General features: G+C 68.2%; 16 protein-coding genes, 1 tRNA gene and 3 pseudogenes. 13 read left to right on the top strand and 7 right to left on the bottom strand.

Features of this window, described 5'->3' with window-relative positions:
- Positions 1 to 25: 25 nt before the first annotated feature.
- A pseudogene (gene selD / locus ABFB10_RS16395) lies at positions 26 to 2,153 on the top strand (selenide, water dikinase SelD).
- Here the strand turns inward: selD and mnmH are convergent.
- The gene (mnmH, locus tag ABFB10_RS16390; protein WP_430523025.1) at positions 2,093 to 3,193 is read right to left on the bottom strand and encodes a tRNA 2-selenouridine(34) synthase MnmH; all 1,101 of its coding nucleotides are present in this window, start codon (positions 3,191 to 3,193) and stop codon (positions 2,093 to 2,095) included. The pseudogene selD and the gene mnmH sit on opposite strands and share 61 nt — an antisense overlap.
- Positions 3,194 to 3,338: 145 nt before the next feature.
- On the opposite strand from mnmH, the gene ABFB10_RS16385 reads away from it, so the two are divergent.
- Positions 3,339 to 3,413: transfer RNA gene (locus ABFB10_RS16385), tRNA-Phe, on the top strand.
- A 475-nt stretch (positions 3,414 to 3,888) separates the two neighbouring features.
- Complete coding sequence (locus ABFB10_RS16380; RefSeq protein WP_347167316.1) at positions 3,889 to 4,941, top strand: YeeE/YedE family protein; 1,053 nt, start codon at positions 3,889 to 3,891, stop codon at positions 4,939 to 4,941.
- A gap of 296 nt (positions 4,942 to 5,237) precedes the next feature.
- On the opposite strand, the gene ABFB10_RS16375 is transcribed toward ABFB10_RS16380, so the two are convergent.
- Positions 5,238 to 6,536, bottom strand: a complete 1,299-nt coding sequence (locus ABFB10_RS16375; protein WP_347167315.1) for a DUF3422 family protein — start codon at positions 6,534 to 6,536, stop codon at positions 5,238 to 5,240.
- Between the two features lie 205 nt (positions 6,537 to 6,741).
- Entirely contained in the window at positions 6,742 to 7,200 is a 459-nt protein-coding gene (locus tag ABFB10_RS16370; protein WP_347168042.1) for a DUF6314 family protein, read from the bottom strand.
- 397 nt (positions 7,201 to 7,597) lie between these two features.
- Here ABFB10_RS16370 and purB point away from each other — a divergent pair, with 397 nt between their 5' ends.
- Together purB and ABFB10_RS16360 are read left to right on the top strand one after the other, a co-directional pair.
- Positions 7,598 to 8,905, top strand: a complete 1,308-nt coding sequence (purB, locus tag ABFB10_RS16365) for an adenylosuccinate lyase (RefSeq protein WP_347167314.1) — start codon at positions 7,598 to 7,600, stop codon at positions 8,903 to 8,905.
- 126 nt (positions 8,906 to 9,031) lie between these two features.
- The gene (locus ABFB10_RS16360; protein WP_347167313.1) at positions 9,032 to 9,187 is read left to right on the top strand and encodes a hypothetical protein; all 156 of its coding nucleotides are present in this window, start codon (positions 9,032 to 9,034) and stop codon (positions 9,185 to 9,187) included.
- A gap of 91 nt (positions 9,188 to 9,278) precedes the next feature.
- On the opposite strand, the gene ABFB10_RS16355 is transcribed toward ABFB10_RS16360, so the two are convergent.
- Positions 9,279 to 10,019, bottom strand: a complete 741-nt coding sequence (locus ABFB10_RS16355) for a response regulator (RefSeq protein WP_347167312.1) — start codon at positions 10,017 to 10,019, stop codon at positions 9,279 to 9,281.
- Positions 10,020 to 10,236: 217 nt separating this feature from the next.
- On the opposite strand from ABFB10_RS16355, the gene ABFB10_RS16350 reads away from it, so the two are divergent.
- The 3 genes and pseudogenes from ABFB10_RS16350 to ABFB10_RS16340 all read left to right on the top strand — a co-directional run bounded on the left by ABFB10_RS16350 (position 10,237) and on the right by ABFB10_RS16340 (position 12,331).
- Positions 10,237 to 11,274, top strand: coding sequence for a flagellar motor switch protein FliG (locus tag ABFB10_RS16350; protein WP_347167311.1), 1,038 nt, complete (start codon positions 10,237 to 10,239; stop codon positions 11,272 to 11,274).
- 96 nt (positions 11,275 to 11,370) lie between these two features.
- Positions 11,371 to 11,739: pseudogene (locus ABFB10_RS16345) on the top strand (lysophospholipid acyltransferase family protein); the annotation flags it as partial.
- A gap of 127 nt (positions 11,740 to 11,866) precedes the next feature.
- Positions 11,867 to 12,331, top strand: coding sequence for a lysophospholipid acyltransferase family protein (locus ABFB10_RS16340; protein WP_347167310.1), 465 nt, complete (start codon positions 11,867 to 11,869; stop codon positions 12,329 to 12,331).
- Positions 12,332 to 12,649: 318 nt separating this feature from the next.
- Here ABFB10_RS16340 and ABFB10_RS16335 read toward each other — a convergent pair whose 3' ends face one another.
- A complete protein-coding gene (locus tag ABFB10_RS16335) occupies positions 12,650 to 13,000 on the bottom strand; it encodes a DUF1223 domain-containing protein (protein ID WP_347167309.1) in 351 nt (116 codons plus the stop codon).
- Between the two features lie 67 nt (positions 13,001 to 13,067).
- Positions 13,068 to 13,358 (bottom strand): annotated as a pseudogene (locus ABFB10_RS16330) (DUF1223 domain-containing protein); the annotation flags it as partial.
- A gap of 266 nt (positions 13,359 to 13,624) precedes the next feature.
- Between ABFB10_RS16330 and acnA the strand changes: the two are divergent.
- The 5 genes from acnA to ABFB10_RS16305 all read left to right on the top strand — a co-directional run bounded on the left by acnA (position 13,625) and on the right by ABFB10_RS16305 (position 19,108).
- Positions 13,625 to 16,414 (top strand): aconitate hydratase AcnA, encoded by a 2,790-nt coding sequence (acnA, locus tag ABFB10_RS16325; RefSeq protein ID WP_347167308.1) that lies wholly within the window; start codon positions 13,625 to 13,627, stop codon positions 16,412 to 16,414.
- 340 nt (positions 16,415 to 16,754) lie between these two features.
- Positions 16,755 to 17,681 (top strand): phosphatase PAP2 family protein, encoded by a 927-nt coding sequence (locus tag ABFB10_RS16320; protein ID WP_347167307.1) that lies wholly within the window; start codon positions 16,755 to 16,757, stop codon positions 17,679 to 17,681.
- Positions 17,621 to 18,142: a vanadium-dependent haloperoxidase gene (locus ABFB10_RS16315; protein ID WP_347167306.1), complete on the top strand. Its 522-nt coding sequence runs from the start codon at positions 17,621 to 17,623 to the stop codon at positions 18,140 to 18,142. The genes ABFB10_RS16320 and ABFB10_RS16315 overlap by 61 nt, the downstream gene beginning before the upstream one ends.
- A 245-nt stretch (positions 18,143 to 18,387) precedes the next feature.
- Positions 18,388 to 18,600, top strand: coding sequence for a TM2 domain-containing protein (locus ABFB10_RS16310; protein ID WP_347167305.1), 213 nt, complete (start codon positions 18,388 to 18,390; stop codon positions 18,598 to 18,600).
- A gap of 373 nt (positions 18,601 to 18,973) precedes the next feature.
- Complete coding sequence (locus tag ABFB10_RS16305) at positions 18,974 to 19,108, top strand: hypothetical protein (protein ID WP_347167304.1); 135 nt, start codon at positions 18,974 to 18,976, stop codon at positions 19,106 to 19,108.
- Between the two features lie 84 nt (positions 19,109 to 19,192).
- On the opposite strand, the gene ABFB10_RS16300 is transcribed toward ABFB10_RS16305, so the two are convergent.
- Positions 19,193 to 19,717, bottom strand: a complete 525-nt coding sequence (locus tag ABFB10_RS16300) for a DsbE family thiol:disulfide interchange protein (protein WP_347168041.1) — start codon at positions 19,715 to 19,717, stop codon at positions 19,193 to 19,195.
- Positions 19,718 to 19,720: the final 3 nt, after the last annotated feature.

Here is a 19,720-nt window from a genome sequence, read left to right as displayed (position 1 = left end):
GGTCCGACGGTCCGGAGGTCGCCAAATGGACAAGACACAGCTTCCCGCCACACGCGATCTCGTGCTGATCGGCGGCGGGCACACGCATGCGCTGGTGCTGCGCAAATGGGGTATGGCGCCCCTGCCCGGGGCCCGGCTGACCCTTGTCAATCCGGCCCCCACCACGCCCTATTCCGGCATGCTGCCCGGATACCTTGCGGGGCACTACAGGCAGGATGCGCTGGAAATCGACCTTGTGCGCCTTGCGCGGTTCGCGGGCGCGCGCCTGATCCTCGAGCCGGGCCGAGGGCATCGATCTTGCCGGGGGCCACGTCAAGGTCCCGGGGCGACCGGACGTGGCCTTTGACGTCCTGTCCGTCGACATCGGCGTGACCAGCGACCTCCCGGACCTGCCCGGCTTCGCCGACCATGCCGTCGCCGCAAAGCCCTTGGCGCCCTTTGCCGGGGCCTGGTCCCGGTATCTGCAAGGCACCGGTCCCGCCTCTGTCGCGGTGATCGGGGGCGGGATCGCCGGGGCCGAGATTGCCCTCGCCCTTACCCATGCCTTGCGGGCGCGCGGGCGCACACCCCGGGTTCACCTGGTGGAGCGTCACACCATCCTCTCCGGCCTGCATGCGGGGCAGGCCTCTGGCCTGCGCGCCGCGCTACAGGCCGCCGGCATCGAGGTACACGAACAGACGGAAGCCGCGCGCATCGACGCGGAAGGCGTGCTGACCAATCGGGGCCGCATCGAGGCGGGGTTCGTCTGCGCCGCCGCTGGGGCACGCGCCCAACCCTGGCTTGCCCGATCCGGCCTGAGCACGACCGAAGGTTTCCTCGACATCGCCGCCGACCTGCGGTGTTCCGACCCGCGCGTCTTTGCCGCCGGGGACTGCGCGCATATGGTGGAAACCCCGCGTCCCAAGGCCGGGGTCTACGCGGTCCGGCAGGCACCCGTGCTGTTCGACAACCTGCGCGCGACACTGGCCGGTCAAACCGTCCTGCGACGCTACCGCCCGCAGGGCGACTACCTCAAACTGATCTCGCTGGGCCGGAAATCGGCGATCGGGGGCCGCTTCGGCCTGACAGTCTCCGGCCCATGGGTCTGGCGCTGGAAAGACCGCATCGACCGCCGCTTCATGGACCGTTTCCACGCCCTGCCCGCCATGCCGGCGCCGGATCTGCCGCGCCATCACAGCGCCGGGCTGGTCGAGGCCCTTGGCGACAAGCCGCTCTGCGGCGGCTGCGGGGCGAAACTGGGCCAGTCCGTCCTTGCGCAGGCCACCGGCCCCGGCGGGCTGCCCGGCGACGATGCGGCGATCCTGACCATCGGCGGCGAGACGACGGTCATGAGCACGGACCACCTGCGCGAAATGGTGCGCGACCCGGTCACCATGGCCCGGATCGCCGCGCATCACGCCCTGGGGGACATCCTTGCCATGGGCGCGCAGCCGGTTTCGGCCACCGCGACCGTCATCCTGCCGCGCCTCTCGCCCGAGCTTGCCAGCCGCACCCTTGCCGAGCTCATGCAGGGGGCGCGTGCCGTGCTTGCCGAGGCCGGCGCCGAGATCGTCGGCGGGCACAGTTCGCAGGGCAGCGAGTTGACCGTCGGCTTCACCCTACTGGGCCGCTGCGCGCGCAGGCCGATCACGCTGGCCGGGGCACAGCCCGGGGACCGGCTGATCCTGACCAAACCGCTGGGCAGCGGCGTGGTGATGGCGGCAGAAATGGCGGGCGAGGCCCCGGGCGCCGCCGTGGCAGAGGCGCTGGAACTGATGACGCAAAGCCAGCTGCGCGCGGCGACCCTGCTGGGCGCGGCCCGGGCGATGACCGACGTGACCGGCTTTGGCCTGCTCGGCCACCTGCGCAACATCTGCCTGAATTCGGGCACCGGCGCGCGGATCCGGCTGGACCGGGTTCCCCTCATGCCCGGGGCGCTGGCGCTGGCGGAACGCGGCGTTCACTCCAGCCTGCTCGCGGAGAACCGTCTTGCCTTCCCCGACCTGCCCCGCAGCCCGGCGCATGACCTGCTGCTCGACCCGCAAACCGCGGGCGGCCTGCTGGCCGCCGTGCCGGAGACCGCGGGCCTGATCGAGGCCCTGCGCGCCGCCGGTTACCGCGCGGCAGAGATCGGCGAGGTCACCGCCGCACCCGGGCGGATCGAGGTGGTCTGAAGGAACCCGGCGATCCGATCCGCCAGGGTCTCCAGCGCCGCGGCGTCTAGCGCCTCGGTCGGAAAGCGCGCCAGAACCTGCGGAGAAACCGCCCGGCAGGACTTGTCATAGGCCGGATCGTAGTGGTCTTCTGCCAGCGACCGGCACAGGGCAGTCCGCTCGCCCGCGTCGATCAGCCCTTCCCAGCGGTCGACAAGGGCGTGGCCACGATGAAAGCGCAGCGGGTGCAGCAGCGTCTTCAGCCGCGCCCCGTCCGACAGAATGTCGTCATAGGCCTCGGCCAGATAGCGCGCCCGCGCCGCGACCGGCGCCGCGACCTCGATCCAGGGGGCGGCCTTCATCGCCTCCCACAGCGACGGCGGCAGGTTCAGATCCCCGATCTTGCTGCTTTCCGCCTCGACCAGAACCGGGCGTGCCGGGTCAAGCCGGTGCAGCGCCGCGACCAAGGCCGTCTCGAATCCCTTCTGGCTGGGCTGTCCGCCCGGCATCTGCCCCAGCAGCGACCCGCGATGGCGCGCCAGCCCTTCCAGATCCAGAACCTGCACACCGCGCCGGGCGAGCAGCGGCAGAAGCTCCGTCTTGGCCGTGCCGGTATAGCCGCCCAGCTGGACCAGCCGATGGGACAGCGGCGTCTGGTACAGCGCCGCGGTCACCGCGCGCCGATAGCTGCGATAGCCGCCTTCGATCACCCCGGCGCGCCAGCCGATTTCCCTCAGCAGCCACCCGAAGGTGCCCGAGCGTTGACCGCCCCGCCAGCAATAGACCAGCGGCCGCCACCCGCCTTCATGCTGCGCCAGAGGCCCTTCGATATGAAGGGCGGCGTTGCGGAAGACCAGCGCGGCGCCGATCTTGCGCGCCTTGAAGGGACTCTCCTGCTTGTAGATTGTCCCGACCCGCGCCCGTTCGGCATCGTCCAGCACCGGAAGGCTGATCGCGCCCGGCAGGTGATCTTCTGCGAACTCGGAGGGAGAGCGCACGTCGATCACGCTGTCGAAGCCATGATTGAGGAGGTCGTCGAGGCTTTTCGCGCGGTACATCATTGATCCGATGTAGCGCCGGAACGGGGCTCGGGGAACCCGCAACTTGGCCAAGATGCGATGGGCGAAAAAAGTCGTGCAATTGCTCTGGACAGTACCGAGCGCCTCGGCTAGACCGCCTCCACCCGAAGGACAGACCTTCACCCGTGCCCGGGTAGCTCAGGGGTAGAGCAGTGGATTGAAAATCCTCGTGTCGGTGGTTCGATTCCGCCCCCGGGCACCATCCTTCCTAACGGAACGTATGGTTTCAAAGGGTTGCATGGCAGCTCTGCGCCGCCCGTTCGCGCCACCCCAAAAGCGGAACGCTCTCGGTCTTGTTCTGCCGCTGTGTAAGCCTCCTGCGCGCGGGACCGGCGCCCTCCGGATCCACCGCGCCAAGGGCAAGGGGCGCCAAGACAGCCCCATCCAGCGAAGAGATCCGGCACCGCGCGCCCCCTTCAGACGCTGCGAACCGTTCTGCGGATGCCCGCCGCCCCGGCCAAGAGCAAATAAGAACGCCCGGCCCACCCCCGTGGCAGAGCCCGAAAGCGCTCACAATCAACGCACCGCAACCAAAACGCCCGTTTCCACCCGATGGCAGCCTGCGGAACGCCGTCCCGCCGCACCATGGCGCCCCGCAAGGCGCGGGCCTTGCCATCCGCCGCGATTGCCCTCAATTGGCAAACAATTCCTGAAATCCGCCCCTTCCGGAGGCTCCCATGTTCGGATCCCTCGGCTTCGAGACCCTGACCGCACCGCAGGTCTCCGTCTTCTTCGCGCTGATCGTCGGCGCGCTCTTCGGCATCCTGGCCGAGCGGACGAAGTTCTGCTTTCGCCGCAGCCTCGTCGGAGAAGACCGCCGTCAGGCCATGGGCGTCTGGCTGACCGCGCTTGCGGTGGCGATCCTCGGGACACAGGGGGCGGTCGCCCTTGGCCTGATCGACTTCGGCGACCACCGCTTCATGGCCTCCGGCCTGCCGGTCGTGGCCATCGTCACGGGCGGGCTGATGTTCGGCGCCGGCATGGTGCTGACACGCGGCTGCATCTCGCGCCTGACGGTGCTGAGCGCCACCGGCAACCTGCGCGCCGTGACCGTGCTGGTGGTCTTTGCCATTGCCGCCCACGCGACGCTGAAAGGCGTGCTGGCGCCGGTCCGCACGACGCTGGGCGCATGGACGCTGGACCTGGGCGAGACGGTGAGCCTTGCCAACCTGCCCGGCGGCGCAGCGCTCTGGTCCGCGCTGCTGGCGCTTGCGGCGCTGGCCTATGCGCTGCGGTCGGGCAACCGCCCCCTGTCGCTGATCGGCGCCGCGCTGCTGGGCGCCCTCGTGCCGCTGGCCTGGGTCGGCACCGGCTTTGTCCTCTACGACGACTTCGACCCTATCGCGCTGCAATCGCTGTCGTTCACCTCGCCCCGGGCCGATACGCTGTTCTGGACCGTGGCCTCCAGCTCCATCCCCGCGGGCTTCGGTGTCGGACTGGTCGGAGGCGTCCTCGCCGGCAGCCTCCTGTCCGCGCTGGCCGCGCGCCGCTTCACTTGGCAAAGCTTCACCGCGCCGCGGGAAACCGGACGCTACCTGACAGGTGCCGTGCTGATGGGCCTGGGCGGCGTGCTGGCCGGGGGCTGCACCGTGGGCGCGGGCCTTGCAGGCATCCCCACCCTCTCCTTCGCCGCCCTTCTGGCGCTGGCCGCCATCGCCACGGGTGGCCTTGCCATGAACGCCGCTCTCACGCGCAACCCGCGCGGCGCGGCGCTGCAACCGGCAGAGTAGCCCCTGATCCAGACCACAGCGCGACAGGGCATCCACCATGCCCGCAGGCCCTGTATCCCCCGCCCCCAAAGGGGCATGAATGCCACCGAAAGATGGGGGCTTTGCCCCCGGTCGCTGCGCTCCCTCCCCCAAGGGTATTTGAAAGACCAAAGAAGCAGGGGAGCATTTTTTCGCTTCTTTGGTCCCCAAAGTACCTCGGGAGGGGTTTGGGGAGGGCAGCGCCCTCTCCAAGGCCTGCGCGGCCCGAGCGCAAACCGACCTGTGCGCCGCAAGGCGCACATTCGGGTCAGGCGCGGTCAGATATCGGGGCCCGCGTCCTCGACGTGATGGCGAATGCGGCGGATCATCAGCCAGACCGCCAACACCACCGGTGCCACCATCAGGGCCGTCATCGTGCCCTTCGACAGGCCGAGAAGCTCGGCGACCGGGTACATCAGGTAACCCACCAGCGAGACCGCGTAGTAGCTGATCGCCACCACCGACAAGCCCTCGACCGTCTTCTGCAACTGCAATTGCAGCTCCGCGCGCCTGTTCATGCTTTCCAGCAACTGCTGGTTCTGCGCCGAGCGTCCGACCTCGACCCGCGTCCGCAGCAGGTCCGCCGCGCGGGTCGCCCGATGCGCCATGGCCTCCAGCCGCCGCTCGGCGCTCTTGACCGTGCGCATCGCCGGGTCGTAGCGCCGCATCATGAATTCGGAAAAGGTCTGCCGCCCCTGGAACCGCTCTTCCCGCAGCACCTCGATGCGCTGCGAGACAATCGCCTCGTAGGCCCCGGTTGCGCCGAAACGAAAGGCCGTGCGGGCCGAGAGGTTCTCCAGCTCGGCCGAGACCGCCAGCAGCGCCTTCAGCGTCTCTTCCTCGGGGCCCTCTCCCTCCGTCATGTCCTGCATCAGGCGCGACAGCTCGCGGTCGATCTCGCCCATGCGCGCGCCGATCTCGCGCACGCGGGTAAAGCCTAGCATGGACATCGCCTTGTAGGTCTCGATCTCGCAGACCCGCTGCACGATCCGCCCGACGCGGCGCGATCCCACCCCCTCGCGCACAAAGAGCGCAAAGCGCTGGTGCCCCGCCGGATCGATGCGGAAATCGCCCGCGATCACCGCATCGCCATCGACCACCGCGCTGATCGCCATGCTTTCCGGCACCAGCCACTCCGAGGCCTGCGCCGACACCTGCGTATCGTCCCGCCGGGTCTCGACGCGCAGCAGGGCCGAGGTCACGCGCACGCCCGGCGCCGCCTCCAGCCAGTCGGGCGGAAAAACCTCGAAATCCGCCGGGTCGAAGGCGCGCTCGCCCAGCCCGGAAAGGAAGACAGTGTAGGTCACGAACTCGGTGTGCTGTTCCCACTTCAGCACGTGCTGCCCGATCCTGCCGCTGAAATGCGTGGCGCCGGGCTGCGGGTGCTGACAGCCATAGCGATCAAGCAGGGCGATCAGGTGTTGCAGATCCGCGTCCCGGTCCCGCGCCGCCGCGTCGCGCGCCTGCTTGATGGCAAGGTAGACCGCACGCGCCGGCGGCTTCAGCGCCGGAAAGGGGCGCGCGTGCAACTCGTTTGCCAGCTTGTAACGCAGGGGGTGGTCGGGAATGGGCGGCATCGGTCCTCGGATCCTCGAATTTGCCTTCGACCCTGCCGCGCCACCCCGCCGAAGTAAAGGCCGAAAACCCAGGGTTTTCATGATGTTAGCAGGACACCACTGTATACGCCGCCGATGATGGCGCTAAACCCCGCCAAATCATCACCTTAGGCTCCCGCCGGGGCCGGCCCGCTGTGTCCCGCGCGCCACGCCTTGAGCGCGCGACCTAGGCCCGTGCGTAGTGGCTGGTCATCGCGTAGTCCTTGCGCGGCCCGCGCACCACCCAGCGGCAGGACCACGCCGGCCAGCCGTCGAAGTCATAGGTCACATCATACCGGTCGGGGTCACACCAATGCCCCGTGGCGCCCCCCGCCCCGGGCACCCGGTGAAAGAACCGCCCGTCGTCGAAGCGCACTGTCAGATCCGCCTCCCAGAGATAGCGCCGCTCGGCCCGGAACCGGCCCGAGGGCATCACCAGAGTGCCGGTCTCGACATAGAGCGCACCGTGATCGGCGGGCAACCACTCCGCCTGCCCGGCAAAGGCGCCTTCGACACCATCCGCCTGCACGATCCGCCGGTCCAGCCGCCAGAGCCCCATGAAATCCGCAAGATGCACCGGAATGCCCGACCTGTTGCCACGTCCCGCGCCTTTACCATGCCGCGACCGCGCCGGGAAACACCCCATGTCGCCCAAGCTGCATCTCCCGGCGTCCCCGCCGCCCTGCCTCCCTTCCCGACCGCATGCCCGCCTGATCCGCACGGGCCACACCGCCCGCGCGGGCCTGCCCCCGCCCCCCCGCGCATCCCGTCGACAAGGTCCGTACCGCCTCCTGCCGCTCCGGATGCCACCCGGCCCCGCCCCATGTCCCTCGCCGCCACAAGCGTCCCTCGCCGCCATGGCACGCAGCCCCCTGCTTCTTCTTGGTCCAAATACCTTGTCAGGGCGCCAGCCGCGCGGCATTGGACCGGAAAGCACGGGCACCGGTGCGCCCCGCACCCTGCACCGCCCCGCGCGCCACCCTTGCCCCCAAGGCGCCCAGATCGTATCACCCGCGCCAAATCCCACCCAAAGGACGCTGCCGATGATCCCCCGCTATTCCCGCCCCGACATGGTCGCCATCTGGTCGCCCGAGACCAAGTTCCGCATCTGGTTCGAGATCGAGGCGCATGCCTGCGACGCCATGGCCAAGCTCGGCACGATCCCGAAGGAAAACGCCGAAGCCGTGTGGAAAGCCCGGGACGTGGAATTCGACGTCGCCCGCATCGACGAGATCGAGGCCGTGACCAAACATGACGTCATCGCCTTCCTGACCCACCTTGCCGAACACGTGGGCAGCGAAGAGGCGCGCTTCGTGCATCAGGGCATGACCTCCTCGGATGTGCTCGACACCTGCTTCAACGTGCAGCTCACCCGCGCCGCCGACATCCTGATCGCCGATCTCGAAGGCCTGCTGGCCGCCCTCAAGCGCCGCGCCTACGAGCACAAGGACACCGTCCGCATCGACCGCAGCCACGGCATCCACGCCGAGCCCACCACCATGGGCCTGACCTTCGCGCGCTTCTACGCCGAGATGGACCGCAACCTCTCGCGCATGCGCGACGCCCGCGCCGAGATCGCCACCGGCGCGATTTCCGGTGCCGTCGGCACCTTCGCCAATATCGACCCCGCAGTCGAGGAACATGTCTGCGAGCAGCTGGGTCTTGTCCCCGAGCCGATCAGCACGCAGGTCATCCCGCGCGACCGCCACGCCGCCTTCTTCGCCACGCTGGGCGTCATCGCCTCCAGCGTCGAGAACATCGCGACCGAGATCCGCCACATGCAGCGGACCGAGGTTCTGGAAGCGGCAGAGTTCTTCTCGATGGGGCAGAAGGGCTCGTCGGCCATGCCGCACAAGAAGAACCCGGTGCTGACCGAGAACCTGACCGGCCTCGCGCGCCTCGTGCGGATGGCCGTCGTTCCGGCGATGGAAAACGTGGCCCTCTGGCACGAGCGCGACATCTCGCACAGCTCGGTCGAGCGCAACATCGGTCCCGACACCACGATCACGCTGGACTTCGCGCTGGCGCGGCTGACCGGCGTCATCGACAAGCTGCTGGTCTACCCCGAGAACATGCTGGAGAACATGAACAAGTTCCCCGGCCTGGTGATGTCGCAGCGCGTGCTGCTGGCGCTGACGCAGGCCGGCGTCAGCCGCGAGGACGCCTATCGCCTCGTGCAGCGCAACGCGCTGAAGGTCTGGGACACGCGCTCGGACTTCCGCGAGGAACTGCTGGCCGACGAAGAGGTGCGCGCCGCCCTCTCCGAGGAGGAGATCAACGAGAAATTCGACCTCGGCTATCACACCAAGCACGTCGACACGATCTTCGCCCGCGTCTTCAACGAGGGCTGAGCAGGCCGCCGCACCCGCTGCCCGTCAATCGGGCAGCGGGCCGCTCTTCGCAGATCCCGGAAGCGGAAGCTTTTGGACGAAACCCGGACCCGTGCTACCTTTCCCCTGCTCAACGGAGGTATCACGATGACGATCAAGACCCTTCTCGCCGCAACCGCCCTGACACTGACGCCGCTACTGGCCCATGCCGAATGCGGGCACGACCGGCAGGCCGCCATGTCCTGTGCGGACGGCACGACCTACAGCGAAGACAGCAAGACCTGCGTTCCCGTCTCGGGCTGAGGCGCGGCCCGGCCTTGCCGATCAAGACCACGGACTGTCCGGTGACGGGCGGCCCGCTTGCGGTTTCGCGCGGTGGTGCCGGTCCCGCCGCTCAGGTCGTCGATCCCTGAATGTCGCCGGACACCGCTTCCGTCCCGCCATTCGTCGCATCCGGGGATCGGGCCCCGGACTGGTTGCCTTTCCGGCACGCCGCCCCCGCCCGGTCATCCCCCGCCCGATCATCCCTCGTCTGGACCACCCAGTCGGACAGCGACAGGATTGTCGCCTCCAGCCGCTCCAGCTCCGCTTCCGTCTGGCGCGGTGCCGCCTTGCCAAACCCCGCCCGGGCACTGCGCAGCAAACGCAGCATGCGCGACAGCTGCGGTGCCAGCCTGTCCTGCATGGCTTCACCGAACCCCTTCACCGCCAGCGCCTCGCCCGAGCCGCTGGCGATATCGCAGATCGACAGGTATTCCCCCACCAGCGACCACAGCGTCCTGCTGTCCAGCCCGTCCTTCGACAGGGCCGGGACCGCCGCGTCCAGCGCCTTGATATCCTGGCTGGTGACGACGCAGATCATCGTGTCCCGCAGTGTTTCATCCCGGCGCAATTCAGCCGCGAACTCTGCACCCTTGCCGTCGGGCAGCCGGTGGTCCAGCACGATCAGGTCCGCCCGGTTGCACGCAAGATAGTCACGCGCCGCTGTCAACGAGGCCCTTTCGTCGATCCGCAGATGCGGTCGGTCGCGCCCGAGGCAGCGCCGCAGCAGCATCCTGTCGAAGTGATCGTCGTCGACCACGAGGCAACTGTCGACCTGTCGGGGGGCTGGGGCTTTGAGGGGCACGACGGACATGGGGCACTCGCTAGGCTTCGGGTCCGCCATGATTGGCCCGCCATGTTCTAACGCAAGGTTAAGCCCGGCCCCGCCCGATGCGGACAACTCGACGAAAATCCGCCTGATCGGAGCCGGAGGGGATCGGAGAATTCCTTCGATTTGTTCGTTTAACCTTCCGGAAACCCGGAGACCGCTAGGCCTGTACCAAAGACCCCTCGAAGGATCTCGTTTCCGGATGACCGCCCTCGCCCTTCCCGGCCCCGGCACCCGCCCGCCGCTTTCCCGCAAGGCCAAGGCGGCGATCGTGGTGCAGTTCCTCCTGAACGAGGACTCGGACGTCCCGCTGTCCAACCTGCCCGACGCCTATCAGGCCGAACTGACGCATTTGATGGGCAACATGCGCTATATCGACCGCGAGACGCTGAACGCCGTGCTGTCCGAATTCTCGTCCGAACTGGAATCCGTCGGCCTGTCCTTCCCCGGCGACATGGCCCGGGCGCTCAGCGCGCTCGACGGCCACATCAGCCCGCGCACCGCCTCGCGGCTGCGGAAGGAGGCCGGGGTGCGCCAGACCGGCGACCCATGGGTCCGGATCAACCGGCTTGACGCCGGGCGGCTGGAAAAACTGGTGCTGTCCGAAAGCACCGAGGTCGCCGCCGTTATGATGTCCAAGATCGACGTGGGCAAGGCCGCGGCCGTGCTGGCCGGGCTGCCGGGCGACAGGGCGCGGCGGATTTCCTACGCGGTCTCGATGACCACCGGCGTCACCCCCGATGCCGTCGACCGCATCGGTCTCAGCCTCGCGGCGCAACTGGATGCCGAACCGGAAAAGGCCTTCGCCGCGCGGCCCGACGAACGGCTGGGGGCGATCCTCAACTACTCCAAGGCCACGGTGCGCGAGGAACTGCTTCAAAACCTCGAACAGGAGGATGCCGCATTCGCAGAGGCCGTGCGCCGGTCGATCTTCACCTTCGCCAATATCCCCGACCGGCTCAATGCCATCGACGTGCCCAAGATTACCCGGGACGTGCAGCCCGATACGCTGGCCACGGCCATCGCCGCCGCCACGGCGGAGGAGGACCGGCGCGCCGCCGATTTCCTGCTGTCGAACATGTCCGGGCGCATGGCAGAGTCGATCCGCGAAGAGGCCGGGGTCAAGGGCACGGTCAAACCCAAGGCCGGCGAAAAGGCCATGGGCGCCGTGGTCGCCGCCATTCGCGACCTGGTGGGCGTCGGCGAGATCGAGCTGATCGACCCGGACGGCGAGGACTAAACGCCTGTGCCGCAACCGGGCAGCGGAGGCGCCCCCGGAACCGGCCGGACCCCCCGGCCTCTTGCCGCCCCTCCCGCAGGCGCCTAGAACGCCGTCATGACAGCGAAACCACAGGCCCCGGCCAAGAAGGCACGATCCGCCGCCGCCCCGCGCGGCGGCTGGCAGGACCGGTTGTCCAATGCCGCGCTCTCGACAGCCATTGCCCTGTTGCGCCTCTTGCCGGTGCGGTCGCGGCTGGCGCTGACCAGCTGGCTGGTGCGCCGCCTGCTGGCGCCCGCGCTTGGCTACCATGCCCGGGTGGAGGCCAATCTCGACCACGTCTGGCCCGGCACCCCGCCGGCGCGCAAGACCGCCATCGCCGAGGCCGCCATCGACAACCTCGCCCGCGCGCTGGTGGAAAACTACGACCCCGCCGAGATGCTGAAGCGCGGCGCCGCCTACCCGGTCACCGGCCCCGGCCTCGCCGCCTTCGAGGCCGCGCGCGCCGAAGGCCGCCCGGTGATCCTGCTGACCGGCCACTACGGCAGCCCGATCTGCGCGCGCTCGGCCCTCGGTGGCGCGGGGGCACAGGGTCGCGGGCCTGCTGCGGCCCATGGCCAACCCCTATGCCAATGCCCGCTACATCCAGAACTACCGGGACGTCTGCGAGCCGGTCTTCGAACAGGGGCCTGCGGGCCTCAAGGCCCTGCTGAAACACGTGCGGGGCGGCGGCATTCTCGCCATGGCCTTCGACGTCTTCGAAAGCGCGGGCCCCCCGCTCGATTTCCTCGGACAGCCCGCGCCGACCTCGCTGGCGCCCGCCGAGATCGCCGTCAAGACCGGCGCGCTGCTGCTGCCCTACTTCGGCATCCGCCGCGCCGACCGCTACGGCTTCGACACGGTGATCGAAGAGCCGATCCCGCACGGCGACCCACGGGGCATGATGCAAGAGGCGACGCGGCGGCTGGAGGCGCGGATCGAGGCCGACCCCGGGCAATGGCTCTGGACGCACCGCCGCTGGAAGCCCCGCCGCCGGGAAAAACGCCGCCGCAAGGCCGAGGCGCAGGCCGGGCGCTGAGGCCGAGCCGCGGGGTGTGACGAAAGCGCCCCGGGGCGCCTGTCCCCCTACCTTCCGGGTGTCGCGATACGGTTCAGGCCGCGCCGGAAGGGCCTTCTCTGCCCGCTGTCCATGTGCAGGAGATTTCCGCAAAGGCCCTTCCCGCCCCCGTCGCCCCCGGGAGGCATGGCAGCGGCCCGCCGGAAGGGCCTTCCGCCAAGGCAGTCACGCCGAGAACAGCGGCGACAAGGCCCTTCCCGCCCGGTTGCGACGCGGCGGATCGTCTTCAGCTCCGGCGCCGGCAGACCCCGGCGGGACGGCTCGGCAAACCGGGGCCGGTCACTCCAGCCGCGCCGCCGCGACGATGGGGCCGAAGCGATCTTCCTGCACCAGCACCACCACCGGCAGGGCCGCGTCGACGGTCATCATCGCTTCGAAGGGGGCGTCTTCCGGCAGGGTTCCGACCTCGGTCCAGTCGCGCACGATATGGGTGTAGCGGATGCTGCGCCCCGCGTTTTCGCCGCGTTCGATCATGACGTCGCGCGCCGGTTCGTACTGCACCGCGTAGACCACGCAGGGGCGCGTGGCTTCCAGCGCGCGGGCATGGATATGCAGGCGGTCGCCCTCGCGCTTCAGGGTCAGCGCCACCTTGGGCGGCGTATCCGCGTGTTTCTCGATCAGCGCCGCCACCTTCAGCGGTACGCGAGCCCACCACGTCCTCGCGCCCGTTCACCACCATCTGCGGCGTGTAGATCCGCCGCTCTCCGGCGGCGCGGGCATAGCCCTTCTGGCGCATGGTGAACTCGGGCTGGGCAAAGCCGTCGGCCCAGCCGATGTAATCCCAGTAGTCCACGTGCAGCGCCAGCGGGATGATGTCCTCGCGCCCCGCCATCTCGGCCAGCAGCGCATCCGCCGCCGGACAGCTGGAACAGCCCTGCGAGGTGAAAAGCTCCACCACCACCGGCGCGCGGTCGGCGCCGTCCTGTGCCGCCACGGCCCCGGCCACAGCAAGCCAGGGGATCACCAGCCAAGCGGTCTTTGAAAACATGGGAGTCCTGTCGTCGAGTGTTGCCATCCCGAGGTAAAAGAGCACCCTTGTCTTTGCCAATCAATCATTCGAGAGAGAGTGTGACAGCCAGGGCCTGTCGCAAATGCCGCGCCCCCGGGCCTTGACGCCGCGCAATCAGGCGACTAGGTGATCGCATACCACGGTATACCGTGGTTCGCTGAATGCCCTTGAATGCGCCTGCAGCATGGCGCACCATCCCGGCGCACAGACACCTTGAATTCCGTTACCCCATCGGAGGTATCCAGATGCCCATCACCGTAGGCCACGACAGCGCCAAGGTCCGCAAGACCCTGACCGCCGGCGGCAAGACCCTTGCCTATTATTCCATTCCCGCCGCAGAGGCCGCCGGTCTCGGCGACTTCTCGCGGCTCCCCGCCGCCCTGAAGGTGGTGCTGGAAAACATGCTCCGCTTCGAGGACGGCAAGACCGTCACGCTGGACGACATCAAGGCCTTCTCCGACTGGGCCAAGAACGGCGGCAAGGGCGACCGTGAACTGGCCTACCGCCCGGCCCGCGTGCTGATGCAGGACTTCACCGGCGTGCCCGCCGTGGTCGACCTTGCGGCCATGCGCGACGGCATCAAGGCCCCGGGCGGCGACGCGCAGAAGATCAACCCGCTGAACCCGGTCGACCTCGTGATCGACCACTCGGTGATGATCGACGAATTCGGCAACCCGCGCGCCTTCCAGATGAACGTGGACCGCGAGTACGAGCGCAACATGGAGCGCTACACCTTCCTCAAGTGGGGTCAGACCGCGTTCGACAACTTCCGCGTGGTGCCGCCGGGCACCGGCATCTGCCACCAGGTGAACCTGGAATACCTCGCCCAGACGGTCTGGACCGACGTGGACCAGAACGGCGAGACCGTGGCCTACCCCGACACCCTCGTGGGCACCGACAGCCACACCACCATGGTCAACGGCGCAGCGGTGCTGGGCTGGGGCGTGGGCGGGATCGAGGCCGAGGCCGCGATGCTGGGCCAGCCGATCTCGATGCTGATCCCCGAGGTCGTGGGCTTCGAGCTGACCGGCGCCATGATGGAAGGCACCACCGGCACCGACCTCGTGCTGAAGGTCGTCGAGATGCTGCGCGCCAAGGGCGTGGTGTCGAAGTTCGTGGAATTCTACGGTGAGGGCCTCGACAACCTGCCGCTGGCCGACCGCGCGACCATTGCCAACATGGCCCCGGAATACGGCGCCACCTGCGGCTTCTTCCCGATCGACGACGAGACCCTGCGCTACCTGCGCAACACCGGCCGTGACGAAGACCGCATCGCGCTGGTCGAGGCCTACGCCAAGGAAAACGGTTTCTGGCGCGGCGCGGATTATGCCCCGGTCTACACCGACACCCTGTCGCTGGACATGGGCACCATCGTCCCCGCCATCTCGGGCCCCAAGCGCCCGCAGGACTACATCGCGCTCGACAAGGCCGCCAAGACCTTCGCCGACTACGTCAAGGGCGTGCGCGCCGGCAAGGACGCCTCGGCCAAGGACGAAGTCCGCTGGGAAGGTGAGGGCGGCGCCCCCGAGCCGCGCGAGATCCCCGGCGACGAGGGCCATCACGCCCGCGGCTACGTGGAAACCGAGGACGGCCATTACCAGCTGCACGACGGTTCCATCGTGATCGCCTCGATCACCTCCTGCACCAACACCTCAAACCCCTACGTGATGATCGGCGCGGGCCTCGTGGCGCGCAAGGCGGCGGCCCTTGGTCTGAACCGCAAGCCCTGGGTCAAGACCTCGCTGGCGCCGGGCTCTCAGGTGGTTTCCGCCTACCTGGAAGCCGCGGACCTGCAAAAGGACCTCGATGCGGTGGGCTTCAACCTTGTGGGTTACGGCTGCACCACCTGCATCGGCAACTCCGGTCCGCTCGAGGCACCGATCTCGAAGGCGATCAACACCTACGACCTGATCGGCACCTCGGTCCTGTCGGGCAACCGCAACTTCGAGGGCCGGATCAGCCCGGACGTGCGCGCCAACTACCTCGCCTCGCCGCCGCTGGTGGTGGCCTATGCGCTGGTGGGCGACATGAACGTCGACATCACCCGCGAGCCGCTGGGTCAGGACAAGGACGGCAATGACGTCTACCTGAAGGACATCTGGCCGACGCAGAAGGAAATCGCGGATCTGGTCGAGAAGACCGTCACCCGCGAGGCCTTCCAGTCGAAGTATGCCGACGTCTTCAAGGGCGACGAGAAGTGGCAGGGCGTCGAGGTTCCGCAGCAGGAAACCTACGACTGGCCGGCGACCTCGACCTATATCCAGAACCCGCCCTATTTCCAGGGCATGGGCAAGGAGAAAGGGTCGATCTCGAACATCGAGGGCGCGCGCGTTCTGGCGATCCTCGGCGACATGATCACCACCGACCACATCTCTCCGGCAGGCTCCTTCAAGGAAACCACCCCCGCCGGTCAGTATCTGGTGGAACGTCAGGTGCCGGTGCGCGAGTTCAACTCTTACGGCTCGCGTCGTGGCAACCACGAGGTCATGATGCGCGGCACCTTCGCCAACATCCGCATCAAGAACGAGATGCTGGACGGCGTCGAGGGCGGCTATACCAAGGGTCCCGACGGCGCGCAGACCTCGATCTACGACGCGGCCATGGCCTATCAGGATCAGGACACGCCTCTGGTGATCTTCGGCGGCGAACAGTACGGCGCGGGTTCCTCGCGTGACTGGGCGGCCAAGGGCACCGCGCTGCTGGGCGTCAAGGCGGTCATCGCCGAGAGCTTCGAGCGGATCCACCGGTCGAACCTCGTCGGCATGGGCGTTATTCCCTTCGAGTTCACCGGCGGCGACACCCGCAAATCGCTGGGCCTGACCGGGGAAGAAACCGTCTCGATCTCGGGTCTGGACACGATCAAGCCGCTGGAAACCGTGCCCTGCACGATCACCATGGCGGATGGCTCCACCAAGGAGATCCAGATCAAGTGCCGGATCGATACCGCCATCGAGGTGGAGTACATCGAGCACGGCGGCGTGCTGCACTACGTGCTGCGCAACCTCGCGCAGGACGCGCCGGTCGCCGCCGAGTAAGGCCACCGCTTCCGAGACAATCCGACCGCCGGGCGCCCCACGCGCCCGGCGGTTTTTCTTTGTCCGGCGCTGCGCCGACCCCGGTTTCAGGCGGCGCGCAGGCCGGGATGCGCCCCGGCGATAGCGCCCGCCTGCCCCGCCCGCTGGCCCCGCGACTCACCGCGCAGCTGCGCGGCCCGCCGCCCGGAACGCCCGAAGCCCCATCCGCATTCGGGAATCAATTCCGGGAACGATGCGCGGGCCACGGGATCTGCGGGGACATGCCCGCAAACCCCTTGCCAGCCTGCATTCTCCTGTGAAAAATCCGAAGTAACGGAAATTTGAGCCGGAGATTTGCACCATGTCCATTTACACGCCATCCGCCCCGCTGACCCGCCGCGCCGCGCTTGCGGGTCTGTCCGCCGCGGCGCTTGTCGCCGCCAGCCCCCGGGCCACGGCAGACACGGCCTGCGCGGCCCGTGTCTCTTACATCGAGGGCGTCGTCTCGCCGGGCAACATGACGCCGGTCATGGCCTGGTCCGATGCGCTGGTGCAGGCGGTGCGCGACACTGCAACCCCGCCGCCGCCCGCCACCCGCGCCTTTGCCATCGGCCACCTTGCCGGTTTTGCCGCGGTCAACGGGCTGTCGCCGCGCTACGCCAGCCCCGTCAACCTGCCGGACCCGCCCGCGCCGGTGGACCCGCAGGTCGCCTATGGTGCCGCCGTCTCGACCGTGCTGAAGGCGCTGTTCCAACAGGACAATTGCGCGCTGGAGGCTTTTCTCGCGGGGCTGCCGGACGGCGAGGCCAAGACCAACGGCGTGGCATGGGGCGCCGCCGTGGCCTGGGCCGTGCTGGCCGACCGCGCCGGCGACGGCACCGATGCCTCGCGCGGGCTGCTTTACGGCAAGCTCGACGGCCCGATGGCATGGCAACCCACCGGCCCCTTCTTCGCCGCCGAGAACGGCCCGACCTTCAAGCAATACGGCCCGCCGCTGCTGCCCGGCTGGGGCAGGATCCAGCCCTTTGTCGTCGGCAACGCCCGCGACTTCCGCCCCCGCCCCTTCCCGCGACAGGACAGCCGCGAGTTCCTGCGCCAACTGGAGAAAGTCTTCATGTGGGGCGGCGCCACCAGCACCTACCGCACAGAGGATCAGGCCGAGATCGCCTTCTTCTGGGAGGACGGCCCGCGCGGCGCCACGCCCCGGGACATTGGCAGATCATCGCCATGGACCTGCTGCAGCGGCAGGGGCTGGACCTTGTGGATCAGGCGCGCTTCATGGCGCTGATCAGCCTGTCGCAGGCCGATGCGGCCATCGTGACATGGGACTGCAAGTTCGACCTGGACGTGCTGCGCCCGGAAACCGCGATCCGCACCACGGTCCTGCCGCAGGACAGGTTCGCCCGCTTCCACGACCCGGACTGGCAGACCCTGATCCCCACACCGCCCTTCCCGGCCTATACCTCGGGGCATTCGACCTTCTCCGGCGCCTCGGCCCGGATGCTGGCGCATCTGCTGGACAGGGACATGGTTTCCTTCACCGGCTACGCACCCGACCTCGTGAACTGGCCGATGCAACTGAAGGGCGTGCGGCGCTCTTTCACCAGCCTCAGCCAGGCCGCCGAAGAGGCGGGCGCCAGCCGCGAATACGGCGGCATCCACTGGGAGGCGGACAACACCGAGGGCCTGCGCATCGGTCGCCTGATCGCCGACACGGTCTTCGACACCGCCCTGCCGCATCTGGGGTAGGTCAGGCTCGGGCACCCTGACAGGCGCGCCCTCCAAGCGCCGCCATGGCATCACACGATTGCCTTCCTTCCCGGATACGACAATGCTCGGAAAACAGTGATTTTAACCAGAAAGGCAGCTGATATGGCTTTGGATACACAACAACAAATGCTGGTCGAACAACGACTGAACAACGAGAAGAAATCCCCCTGATCGCCTATCTGCTGTGGTTCTTCCTGTCGGGCTTCGCGGCACACCGCTTTTACATGGGCAAGACCGGCAGCGCCGTGGTCATGCTGCTTCTGTGCTGGATCGGCATCTTCACCGCCGTCTTCATGGTGGGCCTGCTCCTGCTGGCGATCTTCGCCATCTGGTGGATCGTCGATGCCTTCCTGATCCCCGGCTGGGTCGAGGCGGACATGCGCGAGAAACGCAGCAAGATCGCCAACGAGATCGGCGCAAACGCGATGCTCTCCTGACCAGAGCATGGATCACCCGCGCCGGGTGGTCCGCCCGCATCGCCTCGGCGGGCGGTCTTCGGCCCGACCGCAGCCCCCCGGCTGCGCGCCTGCAGGCCGGTCCCTTACCGCGCAACCCTGCCGCGCGGCCCCTGACACGCAGGCCGGGTTTTCCGGACCTGCGCGGGCTTCAGGTTTTGCCTAAGATTCTTTCAAGCCGACCGGGTTTTCCGAAACGGTCCGGCGATTTCGCGCCGAATTCGGCGGCAACCGGCATACACCTGCGCAGGATTTCATCATGGCCCGCCTGTCCTACGACAAATCCCCTTGCCGCCCTTCCATTTCGAAATCCAAATCCACAGCTACAAAGAATAAGAAAACACGAGGCGTATTCATGAAACTCATCACAGTCGTTCAGGCCGGCGCCCTCTTGCTGCTGGCCATGTTCGGGGCCTACGCAAGCGCCCACCAGCCGGAACAACCCAGCTGCGCCACAACCATGGAGGTGTCAGAGCGCTGCGACCTCTAACCCTGCTCGCGGGTCCGTCCCAGGCGGTCCCGCAGTCCCCGGGGCCTGGCCCTGCGCCCTGCCCCGCCATCTGACCGCCCGCGGCTATTTCTCTGCCGCCAGGGCCTTTTCAAGCGCCGGGACAAAGCGTTGTTCATAGTCGGTGCCGATCAGCGGCCCGACGAACTTGAACACCACCGTGCCCGAGCCATCGAGGATGAAGGTCTCTGGCGGCGCCGTCACCCCCCAGTCGATCGCCGTCCGACCCGCCGGATCGAAGGCCACCGCAAGGAAGGGGTTTCCGTCGTTTTCCAGGTAGGTCTTCGCGGTCTTCTCCTGATCCTTGAAGTTCACGCCCACCAGCCGCACGCCGCTTTCCGCCAGCCGCTTCAGCTCGGGGTGTTCGGCGCGGCAGGGCGGGCACCACGAGGCCCAGAAGTTCACCAGCGTGACCTCTCCCGCCGCCAGATCGGCGGGCGTGATCGCGGGATAGCCCGGCAGCGCCACTTCGGTCATCGCCGGGGCCGGACGGCCCTCGAAGACGCTTTCCAGCTCGTTCGCGCCTTCGCGCCCCAGCCCCATCCAGGCCATGAAGCCGAAGGCGCCGAAGACCAGCGGCGGCACTATCATCAA

Source organism: Ponticoccus litoralis (assembly GCF_039769985.1).
Lineage (GTDB): Bacteria > Pseudomonadota > Alphaproteobacteria > Rhodobacterales > Rhodobacteraceae > Ponticoccus > Ponticoccus litoralis.
The sequence above is the reverse complement of the archived record's forward strand: the minus strand, read 5'-3'. Positions and strand labels throughout refer to the sequence as shown.